The following is a 13961-nucleotide window of genomic DNA, read 5'->3' as shown; positions in this document are numbered from 1 at the left end:
TTGCCTTATCCGGCCTACGTGTCGTGTTTGGTAGGCCGGATAAGCAAAGCGCCATCCGGCATTGGGCTAGTGCTGCTCCGCCATTAACTGCTCTGCGAGGGCTTGCAGTTCTGGCAGATATTTTTCATCCACAGGCGCAAACGGTTTGCGGCACAGCGGTACAGAAACAACGTCCATGTAGTGCAGTACGGTTTTCAGGCCACGGAACACGCCCACTTTGATCAGCAGGTCGATCACCTTGTTACATTCGCGCTGCAACTGCTGTGCTTTAGCGATATTCCCTTCTTTCAGGGCCTGCACGATCCCCATGTAGCGCCAGCCCATAATGTTGTAGGTACTGCCGATCCCGCCATCCGCGCCCGCCAACAGACCGGAAGCGAAGATTTCGTCGTAGCCGTTGTAGAGCACCAGATCCGGATGCGCACGACGGATCTGCTCCATCTGATAGAGATCGCCCGAGGTCTGTTTCAGCGCGCCAACGCCTGGCAGCGTGACCAGCGTATTGATTTGATCCAGCGTCAGTTTGACACCGCTCAGTGCCGGAATGTTGTAGACCACCATTGGCAATCCATCAGCAGAATCGATAATCGCACGGTAGTGATCGCAATGTTCTTCAAAGCTGAACGGGTAGTAGAACGGCGTAACCGCAGAAACAGCATCAAAACCGTAACGGCTGGCCGCTGCTGCCAGTTGCTGGCTTTCCGCCGTGCTGACGCAACCCACATGAGCAATCAGGGTAATTTTGCCTTTGCCCTCTTCGGCCACGATTTCAAGCACTTCTTCGCGTTCGGCAAGGCTTTGCACAAAGGCTTCCCCGGTGGAACCTCCGACATACACCCCATCAATTCCCTGCTCAATGTTGAATCGCACCAGGCGGCGCAGGCTGTCCTTATCAACTTTCTGCTGCGCGTCGAAAGGGGTCAGGAGTGCGGGCATCACGCCACGTAAATTGCTTGCCATAAATACCTCGTAGTGGTGTTTAAACTGATTAACTATGTACCTTTATACCTGTTATACCAGAACACTTTTACGACAGCGTAATACAGAAAGCTTATTGTGCGATCGACTTCACTAAACCGATCGCAATACGGGGATTATTTGCGGGATTTTTTGGCTTTACCGAAGGCGTGCCAGGTGGCAGACACGCTGTTGAGGTGGCATTGCAGTGCGCGGTCTGCTTCGTCAGGATCGCGGGCGCGGATCGCATCGACAATAGCAATATGCTGTTGATAACTCACGCTGTTATGTTCATACAACGCTTCATCGGCCACTTTCGGGCGCGCGGCGATCAGCCAGTCGAGTAGCGCGACATGGATCGCCATAAAGATCGGGTTGCCGGGGATCTCTGCCAGCACACGGTGAAAATCGACATCGGAGCGAATGAACTGGCTATTGTCATCCAGCGACTGACTGTTGATCTCCAGGGCTTTGCTCAACAGGGCGATCTGTTCGTCCGTGGCGTGCTCAGCGGCGTAACGCACCAGGCTCGATTCAAAGAAAAGGCGTAGTTGTTCAAAATGCGCAATGCCACCAGGGTGCGAGAGAAAATCTTTCGCCATGCCGGAAAGTTCGCTGATGATGGTGTCCGCTGAGGGGCGTGAGACGCGCGCGCGTTCACCGTTGTTGATTTGTACAAGACCTTTGCGCTTGAGCGCGGCCAGCGCTTCACGTACCGACGGGCGTCCGACGTTAAAGAATGCCATCAGTTCGCGCTCGGATGGCAACGGCTCCCCTTCGCCAAATTCACGGCGGCGGATCATCTGCTCCAGCTCTTCTTCAACCATTTCAGAGAGTTTTTTACGTGCCAGCGGGCGGCGGCGCAAACTGTTACCGATGGTTGATGGAGAATCTTCTGCTTGCGAATCAAATGCGTTCATAGCGTCCAGTCTGATGAATTATGACCAACAACAACAAAAGTTATCCTAACACAGGATCGAAAGCGGGGTGAAATGCTCCGACTTTCTCATTTAGAAAACAAATGATTCCCGCGTTCTCTCATTATACATGAATTATTCAGTGCGCTATTTATCCCTCTATTTTCTCTTTATTTATTCTCTCTTTTTTAACGATACGAGTCCTCTGACCAAGTTAGTGAAATTTAAGAATATGCTCTTGAAAAATAATCATAACAATATGTTTTTAAACAAAATAATTAAATATTCAATTTAAAAACAAGATATCCATGCCATAAAAACCGTAAAGAAAAATATAACATCCGCTCCAGCACACCATCATCACCTGATTCATCTTCTTTCTGGCATGGAGTGAGAAAATGTTCGGCATAATAATTTCTGTGATCGTTTTAATTACGATGGGCTATCTGATCCTCAAAAACTATAAACCCCAGATAGTATTGGCTGCTGCGGGGATCTTCCTGATGCTATGTGGCGTCTGGTTGGGTCTGGGATCGCTTCTGGATCCGGCCAAAAGCAGCGGCTATCTGTTGGTTGATATTTATAATGAGATCCTGCGCATGCTCTCAACCAGGGCCGCCGGGTTAGGGTTGTCCATCATGGCTGTGGGGGGATATGCCCGTTATATGGACCGGATGGGAGCCAGTCGGGCAATGGTGAGTCTGCTGAGCCGGCCACTGAAGCTTATCAAATCACCCTATATTGTTCTCGCCGCAACCTATGTGATCGGACAGATCATGGCACAATTCATTACCAGCGCGTCGGGGCTGGGAATGCTATTGATGGTCACGCTCTATCCGACGTTGGTCAGCCTGGGAGTGAGCCGTCTTTCTGCGGTGGCGGTCATCGCAACATCAATGTCGATTGAGTGGGGGATCCTCGAAACTAACTCTATTTTCGCAGCACAGGTCGCCGGAATGAAAATCGCGACCTATTTCTTTCAGTACCAGCTTCCTGTCGCCACCTGCGTCATTGTTGCTGTTGCTATCGCCCATTTTTTCGTTCAACGCCGATTTGACCAAAAGGCGACGACAGAGAGCGGCCACCCCGTGGAGCAACGCGCTCTTGAGGATGTCCCACCGCTTTATTACGCGCTTTTACCCGTAATGCCGCTCATCCTGATGCTTGGCTCACTCCTCCTGGCACATACCGGCTACATGCAGTCAGAGCTCAATTTGGTGGTAGTGATGCTGATGAGCATGACCATCACCATATTTGTGGAATTCATTCGTACGCACAATCTTCGGGAGACGATGGATGACGTCCAGGCGTTCTTTGATGGTATGGGCACCCAGTTTGCGAATGTTGTCACACTGGTGGTCGCGGGTGAAATTTTTGCCAAAGGCTTAACCACTATCGGTACTGTAGATGCAGTGATTAAAGGCGCTGAGCATTCCGGCCTCGGCGGTATTGGCGTCATGATCATCATGGCGATCGTCATTGCGGCCTGCGCAATTGTGATGGGTTCCGGCAACGCTCCATTTATGTCTTTTGCGAGTCTAATCCCGGATATCGCCACAGGACTTCACATTCCCGCCGTCGTTATGATCATGCCGATGCATTTTGCGACAACGCTGGCTCGCGCGGTTTCGCCGATCACCGCCGTCATTGTTGTAACGTCAGGCATTGCGGGCGTCTCTCCCTTTGAGGTCGTTAAGCGTACGGCGATCCCAATGGCGGTAGGATTCGTGGTGAATATGATTGCCACTATCATATTTTTTTATTAGCGGACAGTAGAATACAAAACAGGCCCCTGGGGGCCTGTTTGATTTTATAGACGATTTATTTTACGACGCGGAGCGCCGGTCGACCACCACGTGGCGGTGGCGGCGGATCGTCATCGGGACGGTTGTCATCATCATGATCCGGCTTATCACCATCGATAACAGACATGACCGTCTCGCCCTCTACACCCGCGGTTTCGTCATCATCATTGATACTGGTGACGTTTTCATCGTAAGCGGCTTCAGGTTCGAACATCGTACCCGCGCCATTCTCACGTGCATAAATCGCCAGCACGGCAGCCAGCGGAACTGAAACCTGGCGAGGTACGCCGCCAAAGCGCGCATTGAAACGCACTTCGTCATTCGCCAGCTCCAGGTTCCCCACCGCACGAGGCGCAATGTTCAGGACTATTTGCCCGTCACGCGCATATTCCATGGGGACATGCACGCCAGGAAGCGTCACATCCACCACCAGGTGCGGCGTTAGCTGGTTATCCAGCAGCCATTCATAAAATGCACGCAGCAGGTATGGACGGCGTGGGGATAGCTGTGACAAATCCATACAGATTAACCCCGGCCGAGGCGCATTTCACGCTCAGGTTCGGTCAGCGACGCCAGGAAAGAGTCACGCTCAAATACGCGAGTCATGTACCCTTTCAGCTCTTTCGCACCCGCGCCGCTGAACTCAATGCCCAACTGCGGCAAACGCCACAGCAACGGCGCCAGGTAGCAATCGACCAGGCTGAATTCATCGCTCAGGAAATACGGTTTCTGACCAAATACAGGCGCAATCGCCTGCAGCTCTTCACGCAGTTGTTTGCGTGCAACGTCAGCTTCAGAAGCAGACCCGTTTACGATGACGTTCATCAGCGTATACCAGTCTTTTTCTATACGGTGCATGTACAGGCGGCTTTCACCGCGAGCAACCGGGTAAACCGGCATCAGCGGCGGATGAGGGAAACGCTCATCAAGATATTCCATAATGATGCGAGATTCCCATAGGGTCAGCTCACGATCCACCAGTGTCGGTACGCTCTGATTCGGGTTGAGGTCAATCAGATCCTGAGGTGGATTGTCCTTTTCCACGTGCTCGATCTCGAAACTAACACCTTTTTCAGCCAGCACAATGCGGACCTGATGGCTATAGATGTCAGTAGGACCAGAAAACAGCGTCATTACCGAACGTTTGTTGGCAGCGACAGCCATGAAAACCTCCAGGTATATTCAGAATTTTTACTGCTACCAGCCACCAGGTGACCAGTCAGAAGTTATGTTTCCCATCGTCGGAAAAGTCATTCGCTGTTCAAAAATCAAACAAAAAATGAACAATCCTCGATATTTGGGCAGAAAATTGGATGATAGTTTACCAGATTTTGTGACCTTTGTGGTGAGTCGATTCTGGAAATGGGGAAAAAGAGGGCGCTAATCGGAGGATAGCGGTGCGTTTGACGGTGATATATCGATAAAAAAACCCGCCGAAGCGGGTTTTTCGCCAACTGTGCTCTGCCGAAGCAGAAACCAATTAACGTTTGGAGAACTGCGGACGACGACGTGCTTTACGCAGACCGACTTTCTTACGTTCAACCTGACGAGCGTCACGAGTAACGAAGCCAGCTTTACGCAGTTCAGAACGCAGGGACTCGTCGTACTCCATCAGAGCGCGGGTGATACCGTGACGGATCGCACCAGCCTGACCAGAGATACCACCACCTTTAACGGTGATGTACAGATCCAGTTTCTCAACCATGTCGACCAGTTCCAGCGGCTGACGAACTACCATGCGGGCAGTTTCACGACCGAAGTACTGTTCCAGAGAACGTTGGTTGATTACGATTTTACCACTGCCCGGTTTGATGAAAACGCGAGCTGCGGAACTTTTGCGGCGACCAGTGCCGTAGTATTGATTTTCAGCCATTGCCTATAATCCCGATTAGATGTCAAGAACTTGCGGTTGCTGTGCCGCATGGTTGTGCTCGTTGCCCGCGTAAACTTTCAGTTTACGGTACATAGCACGACCCAGCGGGCCTTTTGGCAGCATGCCTTTAACCGCGATTTCAATCACACGCTCAGGACGGCGGGCAATCATCTCTTCAAAGGTCGCTTGTTTGATACCGCCGATGTGGCCAGTGTGGTGATAGTACACTTTGTCAGTACGCTTGTTGCCGGTTACAGCAACTTTGTCAGCGTTCAGAACAATGATGTAATCACCGGTATCTACGTGCGGAGTGTATTCCGCTTTGTGCTTACCGCGCAGGCGACGAGCCAGTTCAGTAGCCAGACGGCCCAGAGTTTTACCGGTCGCGTCAACAACATACCAGTCGCGTTTTACGGTTTCTGGTTTAGCTGTAAAAGTTTTCATTAAAAGCTTACCCAAATAAATAAGTTACACGTTGGTGAACACCCAAACGTTTAGTCAGTTGAGGTTCACACGACATTGTCCAGCAAACCTACCCCTTCGAATAGCCTATGCCGGCGCAGAGAAAGTTTCGGGAAAAAAACTCTCTTGTAACGTGGGGTCGCAAGATTATAGAGAAGTCGGGGTCAAAGGTCGACCCCTTTATGTGATTTGCGACAGGTTTAACCGGCCAGGTGTTCCCGCTTGAGGTACTCCTCGCTCTGCATCTCCTGTAAACGCGACAGACAGCGCTGAAATTCGAACTTCAGGCGCTCGCCCCGATAGATTTCATATAAAGGTACGGCGGCGCTAACCACCAGTTTGACGTGGCGCTCATAAAACTCATCCACCAGCGCAATAAAGCGACGCGCTTCACTCTCCATCAACGGCGTCATCACGGGAACATCAAATAACAGCACCGTATGAAAAAGACGCGACAACGCAATGTAGTCATGCTGGCTACGGGCATCCACGCACAGCGTGGAGAACGAGACTGCCAGCGTTTGGTTTTCGACTCCCAGCGTTGCGAGCGGACGATGGTTAACTTCCAGCGTCGGCGCATGCTCACGCTTTGTCTCCGCAAGCGCCAGCCAGAGCGAATCCATCTGCCGTTGCGTGTCATCGTTGAGCGGGGCGAGCCATAAATGCGCCTGAGTCAGCGTACGCAGGCGATAATCGACCCCGGCGTCCACATTCATGATGTCACAGTGCTGTTTTATCGCATCTATGGCCGGGAGAAAACGCGCACGTTGCAGACCGTTACGGTACAAGTCGTCCGGCGGAATGTTGGATGTCGCCACCAGCGTGATACCGCGAGCAAACAGCGCCTTCATTAATCCACCAAGCAACATCGCATCGGTGATATCCGAAACAAAAAACTCATCGAAACAGAGCACATCCGTCTCTGCTTTAAAACGGTCGGCAACGATCTCCAGCGGGTCGCTTTTCCCCTGTAGGGCGGTCAGTTCTTCATGTACGCGCAGCATAAAACGGTGGAAATGCAGTCGCTGTTTACGTTCGCCCGGCAGACTGTGATAAAACAGATCCATCAGCCAGGTTTTCCCGCGTCCCACCCCGCCCCACATATACAGACCGCGCACCGGTAAACGTGCTGCTGGCTCACGTTTTCCCAACAATTTGCCAAAACGGGCCATCAGTCCGCTGGCCTGTGGCTCAGGGGACACGCTGCTCGTTAGTTCCTGGTAAATGGTTTCCAGCCGGTTAACCGCTTCTTTTTGTACGTCGTCGGGCTGATGGCTTCCCTCGTTGAGGGCATGGAGGTAACGCGATGTCGGGGAAAAGCTTTGCATGATGTTATTGTTATTCCTTGAGAATCGATGTGCCGTCGTTCACGGTTGACGAAAAAAAGGCCGTTCTACACTACGCGATATAAAGTCGGGATTCCACTTCTACGGGATTAGCGGTTATAGTGGCATAATCAGGCGCAGGCATGGAGCCTAAAGCCAACACCCTACGGAAACAAAAGACAACGGGAGATGTTCATGACCTGGGAATATGCGCTAATTGGGTTAGTCGTCGGTATCATTATTGGTGCCGTAGCCGTGCGTTTTGGTAATCGTAAATTACGTCAACAGCAGGCATTGCAGTACGAACTGGAAAAGAACAAAGCTGAGCTGGAAGAGTATCGTGAAGAGCTGGTCAGCCACTTTGCCCGCAGCGCTGAGCTGCTGGATACCATGGCGCATGATTATCGCCAGCTGTATCAACACATGGCAAAAAGCTCCAGCAGCCTGCTGCCGGAACTGACTGCGGAAACTAACCCGTTCCGTAATCGCCTGGCGGAGTCTGAAGCCGGTAACGATCAGGCACCGGTTCAGATGCCACGTGACTATTCCGAAGGGGCGTCCGGCCTGCTACGTGCGGGTGCCAAACGCGGTTAACCACACAACGTAAATAATTTTATTGGGCGCAGTCATTGCGCCCTCTCTTCTCTCCTGTCCCAGCTATTATTTAGTCAGCAGTCTCATTGTTGCCATGTCGAAAATTCAATAACATCAAACTGTTTTGAATCGTCTTTCCTTTCACTCAAGGTACGAGAGCAGGATCCATGAAAAAACAAACCCAGTTGTTGAGTGCATTAGCGTTAAGTATCGGTTTAACGCTCTCAGCGCCGTTTCAGGCCCTCGCGTCAATACCAGCACAAATTCCTGGCCAGGCAGCGCTGCCAAGCCTCGCCCCCATGCTGGAAAAGGTACTGCCTGCCGTGGTTAGCGTCAGAGTCGAAGGAACGGCTGCCCAGGGGCAAAAAGTCCCGGAAGAGTTCAAAAAATTTTTTGGCGATGAGTTACCTGACCAACCGTCACAACCTTTCGAAGGTTTAGGGTCTGGGGTCATCATTGATGCCGCGAAAGGGTATGTCCTGACCAATAATCACGTTATCAGTCAGGCGCAGAAGATCAGCATCCAGTTAAATGACGGGCGTGAATTCGACGCCAAACTGATCGGCAGTGACGATCAAAGTGATATCGCTCTGCTGCAAATTCAGAAAGCCAGTAATCTGACGCAAATTGCCATCGCCGACTCCGACAAGTTGCGCGTAGGGGACTTTGCCGTCGCCGTAGGTAATCCGTTTGGGCTGGGGCAAACGGCGACGTCCGGTATTGTGTCTGCGCTGGGGCGTAGCGGGCTGAATCTGGAAGGGCTGGAAAACTTCATTCAGACTGACGCGTCCATTAACCGCGGTAACTCTGGTGGGGCTCTGCTCAACCTGAACGGCGAGCTGATCGGTATTAACACCGCCATCCTTGCCCCTGGCGGCGGCAGTATCGGAATTGGGTTTGCTATCCCGAGCAACATGGCGCGCACGCTGGCGCAGCAGTTGATCCAGTTCGGTGAAATCAAGCGGGGTCTGCTGGGTATCAAAGGCACGGAAATGACTGCCGATATCGCCAAAGCGTTCAAACTTGACGTACAGCGCGGCGCATTTGTCAGTGAAGTGCTGCCAAACTCGGGTTCCGCAAAAGCGGGCGTGAAGTCCGGCGATGTCATCACCAGTCTTAACGGCAAGCCACTCAACAGTTTTGCAGAGTTACGTTCGCGTATTGCAACAACGGAGCCTGGCACCACCGTGAAACTGGGTCTGTTGCGTGACGGTAAACCACTGGAGGTCGACGTTACCCTGGACTCCAACACATCATCATCCGCCAGTGCTGAGATGATCGCCCCGGCGCTGCAAGGTGCTACGTTAAGCGACGGTCAATTGAAGGACGGCAGCAAAGGCATCAAGATTGATAATGTTGAAAAAAGCAGCCCTGCGGCTCAGGCGGGTTTACATAAAGATGACGTCATCGTCAGTGTAAACCGCGATCGCGTGAACTCTATCGCCGAGATGCGCAAGGTGCTGGAGGCGAAACCGTCCATCATTGCTCTGCAAATCGTTCGCGGTAATGAGAGCATTTATTTGCTCTTACGTTAAGTCCGTCGTGAACCGGACATCAGCCTCACGTGTGATGTCCGGTAAACTCATGGTATGCTGCTGACGTTCCCTTTTTTAATGACGCCTCCATCATGTTTGTGAAGCTCTTACGTTCAGTCGCGATTGGTTTAATTGTCGGCGCCATTTTGTTGGCCGCTATGCCGTCGCTGCGCAAAATAAATACCCTTACGGCTCCGCAATTCGACAGCACCGATGAGACGCCTGTCAGTTACAACTCGGCGGTCCGCCGTGCAGCACCAGCCGTCGTTAACGTCTATAACCGCAGTATGAACAGTACGGCGCATAATCAGCTTGAGATCCGCACGCTGGGCTCCGGTGTGATCATGGATCAGCGCGGTTATATCATCACCAACAAGCATGTCATTAACGACGCCGATCAGATCATCGTCGCCCTACAAGATGGACGCGTGTTTGAGGCGCTGCTGGTGGGGTCCGATACGCTGACCGATCTGGCCGTGTTAAAAATTAATGCCGCCGGTGGACTCCCGACGATTCCGATAAACTCGCGCCGTACGCCGCATATTGGCGACGTCGTTCTGGCAATCGGTAACCCGTATAATCTCGGACAAACCATCACCCAGGGGATCATCAGCGCGACCGGTCGTATTGGTCTGAACCCTTCCGGGCGCCAGAATTTTCTACAAACGGACGCCTCCATCAACCACGGTAACTCCGGTGGTGCGCTTATCAACTCGCTGGGTGAGTTGATGGGTATTAACACCTTATCCTTTGATAAAAGTAATGACGGCGAAACGCCGGAAGGCATTGGTTTCGCCATTCCGTTCCAGCTGGCGACCAAAATTATGGATAAACTTATCCGTGATGGTCGTGTGATCCGTGGCTACATCGGTATTGGCGGCCGCGAAATCGCGCCAATGCATGCCCAGGGCGGTGGAATAGACCAAATTCAGGGAATCGTCGTCAATGAGGTCTCACCGGATGGCCCGGCGGCTCAGGCTGGCATTCAGGTCAATGACTTGATCATTTCGGTGAACAATAAGCCTGCCGTTTCCGCGCTGGAAACGATGGACCAGGTAGCTGAAATTCGCCCAGGCTCGGTGATCTCTGTGGTCGTCATGCGGGATGACAAGCAGTTGACGCTGCAGGTTACCATTCAGGAATATCCGGCAACCAACTGAGTATTTCCCGAAGCCAGAGACAAAAAAAACCGGAGTCGCAATGCTCCGGTTTTTTTTCACTGATGGCGGTTCGCTTACTTATTAACGAACTCTTCGCCCAGGGTGATATCTTTCTTCAGCGTATCCAGCATGCCTTCCATCGCATTCTGCTCAAAGGCACTCAGTTTGCCGATAGACTGACGCTCTTCCACACCATTTTTGCCCAGCAGCAGCGGTTGTGAGAAGAAACGCGCATACTGGCCGTCGCCTTCAACGTAAGCACATTCCACAACGCCTTTTTCGCCCTGCAGCGCGCGAACCAGAGACAGACCAAAACGTGCGGCAGCCTGACCCATAGACAGGGTTGCAGATCCGCCACCGGCTTTTGCTTCAACCACTTCAGTACCCGCGTTCTGGATACGTTTGGTCAGGGCAGCGGCCTCTTCCTCGGTGAAGCTAACGCCAGGGATTTGCGACAGCAGTGGCAGAATTGTCACACCAGAGTGTCCGCCAATCACCGGAACTTCAACTTCAGTCGGCAGCTTGCCTTTCAGTTCCGCAACAAAGGTGTTGGAGCGGATGATGTCCAGCGTGGTCACGCCAAACAGTTTGTTCTTGTCGTAAACACCTGCTTTCTTCAGGACTTCTGCAGCGATAGCGACAGTGGTGTTCACCGGGTTGGTGATAATACCCACGCACGCTTTCGGGCAGGTTTTCGCAATCTGCTGGACCAGGTTTTTCACGATACCGGCGTTAACGTTAAACAGGTCGGAACGATCCATACCCGGTTTACGCGCCACACCCGCAGAGATCAGAACCACATCCGCACCTTCCAGTGCCGGGGTTGCGTCTTCGCCACAGAAACCTTTGATCTTCACAGCAGTTGGGATATGGCTCAAGTCAGTGGCCACACCTGGAGTCACTGGAGCGATGTCGTACAGGGAGAGTTCTGAACCTGAAGGCAGTTGATTCTTTAACAATAATGCTAGCGCCTGACCGATACCGCCAGCTGCGCCGAGGACTGCAACTTTCATCCTAAACTCCTTATTATATTGATAAGCTAAGTGTTTAATGCTCCGCGGCGGCGACCTTAATTCACAAAATTAATGATTACAATACTCACGTGTCAAGAATGCGGAGTCACGCGAATTTGGCTTTTATGCATTTAATTTACGTAATCCAAAGCCACTGCAGCTGTAGAGCAACTTTTCCACAAGTGCGGACAATATACCCTACTCCCCCCTCAAAACAACATCAATTTGATAACATTTAATTTACTTTTAACCTTATTTGCGAGCCGTGACACAGGCATGTTTCTTGATAACGAAATTTGATAAAATTCCGCTCTTTCATAACATTATTTCAGCCTCGAACAAGGCAGACTGTTTGCATAAAAATTCATCTGTATGCACAATAATGTTGTTTCTACCGCCATATTACGGGTGACTTATGCGAAGCTCGGCAAAACAAGAAGAATTAGTAAAGGCGTTTAAAGCGCTGCTTAAAGAAGAAAAATTCAGCTCACAGGGTGAAATCGTCCTCGCGTTGCAGGATCAGGGCTTTGATAACATCAACCAGTCCAAAGTCTCACGCATGCTGACAAAGTTCGGCGCCGTGCGGACCCGCAACGCAAAAATGGAGATGGTGTACTGCCTCCCGGCAGAGTTGGGTGTCCCCACGACATCCAGCCCGTTAAAGAACCTGGTATTAGATATCGATTTCAATGACGCCGTTGTAGTGATCCATACCAGCCCAGGCGCTGCGCAACTGATCGCACGCCTGCTGGATTCACTGGGCAAAGCGGAAGGTATCCTCGGGACAATTGCGGGCGATGACACCATTTTCACAACCCCAGCTAATGGCTTCTCAGTGAAAGATCTGTACGAAGCGATTCTCGAACTGTTCGAACAAGAGCTGTAATCCCCTCTCCCCGCCGCCACACACGGCGGGGAAAATCCTGCCTTTCTCCCTGCTTTACGCGCATTTCCACTGCTTTTGATTTAACGAATAGTGCGTTTAATCGCTTAAACACATTCACGTGGTCAATGATAAAGCCAAATATCGCACATTTTGTTAAATTTTATATCTTTATGAATTTACTAGATTTAAATCGAAAACCTCGCCACCAGAAGCATTTTTAATTCCATGTGATTATAAAAAATAAATTTTTTAATACTTAATCACTAACTGAACCATTAGCAGGGTATTAATTAATCGCGTGACTAGTGTATACTTTATTTTGTGATGAGGGTCACGAAACAAAGGACCCCAATAAAAGAATTCGACGAGGTAAATATCATGAAAATCAAAACTACAGTTGCAACGTTAAGTATTCTCTCTGTTCTCTCATTCGGTGCATTTGCCGCAGATTCCATCAATGCCCAGCAGGCGCAAAACCGCGAAGCTATCGGTTCTGTTTCCGTCAGCGCGATCGGCTCTTCACCGATGGACATGCATGAAATGCTGAACAAAAAAGCGGAACAACAAGGCGCCTCAGCGTATCAGATCACCGAAGCACGTAGCGGTAGCCACTGGCACGCCACTGCTGAACTGTACAAATAAGGCTCGCCTGTCATCGCTAATGCAAACAATAACTCGCGGGAATATCGCATAAGAACGCCCTTCAAACCGCTGAGTTAACCGTATTGAGGAATGTAAACTATGAACACTAAATATCTTATCGCTTCACTCGGCCTGGCTTCAGTTCTCTCTTTCGGCGCAAACGCTGCCGTACACCAGGTCAATGCGCAAGAAGCACAAAATCTGCAATCCATGGGCAGTGTCTCTGTTTCTCAGATTGGCAGTTCTCCGATGGATATGCGTCAGGAGCTCGCCGCTAAAGCAGAAAAAGCAGGCGCCAGCAGCTATCGCGTGATTGAACTGAAAGAAGGGTCACAGTGGCACGCCACGGCAGAACTCTACAAATAAACCCTCGTCGTCTAGTCCGACGACTTGCCCCCGCCTGTCGGGGGCTTTTTTATACCTAAGGCTTAGAGCCGAACGTTAAAACGTAACTGTCCTTCCAGCTCTTCTTCTGCTTCATCGAACAGCAAAATCAGCGCCCCATAACGTCGGCGCTGCTTTTCAGGTAGATGAACAAACTCTATTTCCAGCGGCAACGGCAATACTTCGCCTATCACTATCTCCCACAGAGAATCCAGATCGCTGATCTGTTCTCTGGCAATACCAAACATCCGCGCAAACTCACGGTAAAAGTCACTCTGGTTTTCTATCTCATCAAAATCAAAGGTATAGATATTCATTGCCCGCCACCACCTCCGGTAAGCGCTTTCGCAACCCACCAAACTACCTACCACGACGATTCCTGCACATCGGTTAAGTATAGCCATAAAA

The 13961-nt window shown here is 51.0% G+C and carries 16 protein-coding genes; 7 read left to right on the top strand and 9 right to left on the bottom strand.

What is annotated here, in order from left to right:
* Nucleotides 1-66 precede the first annotated feature (66 nt).
* Complete coding sequence (nanA, locus tag AC07UY_RS00245) at nucleotides 67-960, bottom strand: N-acetylneuraminate lyase (protein ID WP_494700557.1); 894 nt, start codon at nucleotides 958-960, stop codon at nucleotides 67-69.
* A gap of 134 nt (nucleotides 961-1094) precedes the next feature.
* Entirely contained in the window at nucleotides 1095-1886 is a 792-nt protein-coding gene (gene nanR / locus AC07UY_RS00240) for a transcriptional regulator NanR (RefSeq protein ID WP_494700683.1), read from the bottom strand.
* A 386-nt stretch (nucleotides 1887-2272) separates the two neighbouring features.
* On the opposite strand from nanR, the gene dcuC reads away from it, so the two are divergent.
* Nucleotides 2273-3640, top strand: a complete 1368-nt coding sequence (gene dcuC, locus AC07UY_RS00235) for an anaerobic C4-dicarboxylate transporter DcuC (RefSeq protein ID WP_494700556.1) — start codon at nucleotides 2273-2275, stop codon at nucleotides 3638-3640.
* A gap of 55 nt (nucleotides 3641-3695) precedes the next feature.
* Here dcuC and sspB read toward each other — a convergent pair whose 3' ends face one another.
* The 5 genes from sspB to zapE all read right to left on the bottom strand — a co-directional run bounded on the left by sspB (nucleotide 3696) and on the right by zapE (nucleotide 7342).
* A complete protein-coding gene (sspB, locus tag AC07UY_RS00230) occupies nucleotides 3696-4199 on the bottom strand; it encodes a ClpXP protease specificity-enhancing factor (protein ID WP_494661510.1) in 504 nt (167 codons plus the stop codon).
* A 5-nt stretch (nucleotides 4200-4204) separates the two neighbouring features.
* On the bottom strand, nucleotides 4205-4843 hold the full coding sequence (gene sspA / locus AC07UY_RS00225; protein WP_203359812.1) for a stringent starvation protein SspA: 639 nt from the start codon (nucleotides 4841-4843) through the stop codon (nucleotides 4205-4207).
* 316 nt (nucleotides 4844-5159) lie between these two features.
* Entirely contained in the window at nucleotides 5160-5552 is a 393-nt protein-coding gene (gene rpsI / locus AC07UY_RS00220; RefSeq protein ID WP_003860436.1) for a 30S ribosomal protein S9, read from the bottom strand.
* 15 nt (nucleotides 5553-5567) lie between these two features.
* On the bottom strand, nucleotides 5568-5996 hold the full coding sequence (rplM, locus tag AC07UY_RS00215) for a 50S ribosomal protein L13 (protein ID WP_024551131.1): 429 nt from the start codon (nucleotides 5994-5996) through the stop codon (nucleotides 5568-5570).
* Between the two features lie 218 nt (nucleotides 5997-6214).
* Nucleotides 6215-7342 (bottom strand): cell division protein ZapE, encoded by a 1128-nt coding sequence (gene zapE / locus AC07UY_RS00210; protein ID WP_494700555.1) that lies wholly within the window; start codon nucleotides 7340-7342, stop codon nucleotides 6215-6217.
* Nucleotides 7343-7534: 192 nt separating this feature from the next.
* On the opposite strand from zapE, the gene zapG reads away from it, so the two are divergent.
* From zapG to degS, 3 genes are all read left to right on the top strand, one after another.
* Complete coding sequence (gene zapG / locus AC07UY_RS00205; RefSeq protein ID WP_203359810.1) at nucleotides 7535-7933, top strand: Z-ring associated protein ZapG; 399 nt, start codon at nucleotides 7535-7537, stop codon at nucleotides 7931-7933.
* Nucleotides 7934-8100: 167 nt separating this feature from the next.
* On the top strand, nucleotides 8101-9468 hold the full coding sequence (degQ, locus tag AC07UY_RS00200; protein WP_203359809.1) for a serine endoprotease DegQ: 1368 nt from the start codon (nucleotides 8101-8103) through the stop codon (nucleotides 9466-9468).
* A gap of 92 nt (nucleotides 9469-9560) precedes the next feature.
* The gene (gene degS, locus AC07UY_RS00195) at nucleotides 9561-10628 is read left to right on the top strand and encodes an outer membrane-stress sensor serine endopeptidase DegS (RefSeq protein ID WP_192613658.1); all 1068 of its coding nucleotides are present in this window, start codon (nucleotides 9561-9563) and stop codon (nucleotides 10626-10628) included.
* 74 nt (nucleotides 10629-10702) lie between these two features.
* On the opposite strand, the gene mdh is transcribed toward degS, so the two are convergent.
* Nucleotides 10703-11641: a malate dehydrogenase gene (mdh, locus tag AC07UY_RS00190; protein ID WP_192613659.1), complete on the bottom strand. Its 939-nt coding sequence runs from the start codon at nucleotides 11639-11641 to the stop codon at nucleotides 10703-10705.
* A 415-nt stretch (nucleotides 11642-12056) separates the two neighbouring features.
* Between mdh and argR the strand changes: the two genes are divergently transcribed.
* From argR to yhcN-B, 3 genes are all read left to right on the top strand, one after another.
* Nucleotides 12057-12527, top strand: coding sequence for a transcriptional regulator ArgR (gene argR / locus AC07UY_RS00185; protein ID WP_162379319.1), 471 nt, complete (start codon nucleotides 12057-12059; stop codon nucleotides 12525-12527).
* A gap of 378 nt (nucleotides 12528-12905) precedes the next feature.
* A complete protein-coding gene (yhcN, locus tag AC07UY_RS00180) occupies nucleotides 12906-13169 on the top strand; it encodes a peroxide/acid stress response protein YhcN (protein ID WP_192613660.1) in 264 nt (87 codons plus the stop codon).
* A gap of 99 nt (nucleotides 13170-13268) precedes the next feature.
* A complete protein-coding gene (gene yhcN-B / locus AC07UY_RS00175) occupies nucleotides 13269-13535 on the top strand; it encodes a DUF1471 family stress response protein YhcN-B (RefSeq protein ID WP_192613661.1) in 267 nt (88 codons plus the stop codon).
* 62 nt (nucleotides 13536-13597) lie between these two features.
* Here the strand turns inward: yhcN-B and AC07UY_RS00170 are convergent, their stop codons facing one another.
* A complete protein-coding gene (locus tag AC07UY_RS00170; protein ID WP_203359808.1) occupies nucleotides 13598-13870 on the bottom strand; it encodes a barstar family protein in 273 nt (90 codons plus the stop codon).
* Nucleotides 13871-13961 lie beyond the last annotated feature (91 nt).

Source organism: Citrobacter sp. GW821-FHT02E08 (assembly GCF_059421685.1).
Note: the sequence above shows the minus strand (reverse complement) of the source record. Positions and strands in the feature narration are given on the sequence as shown.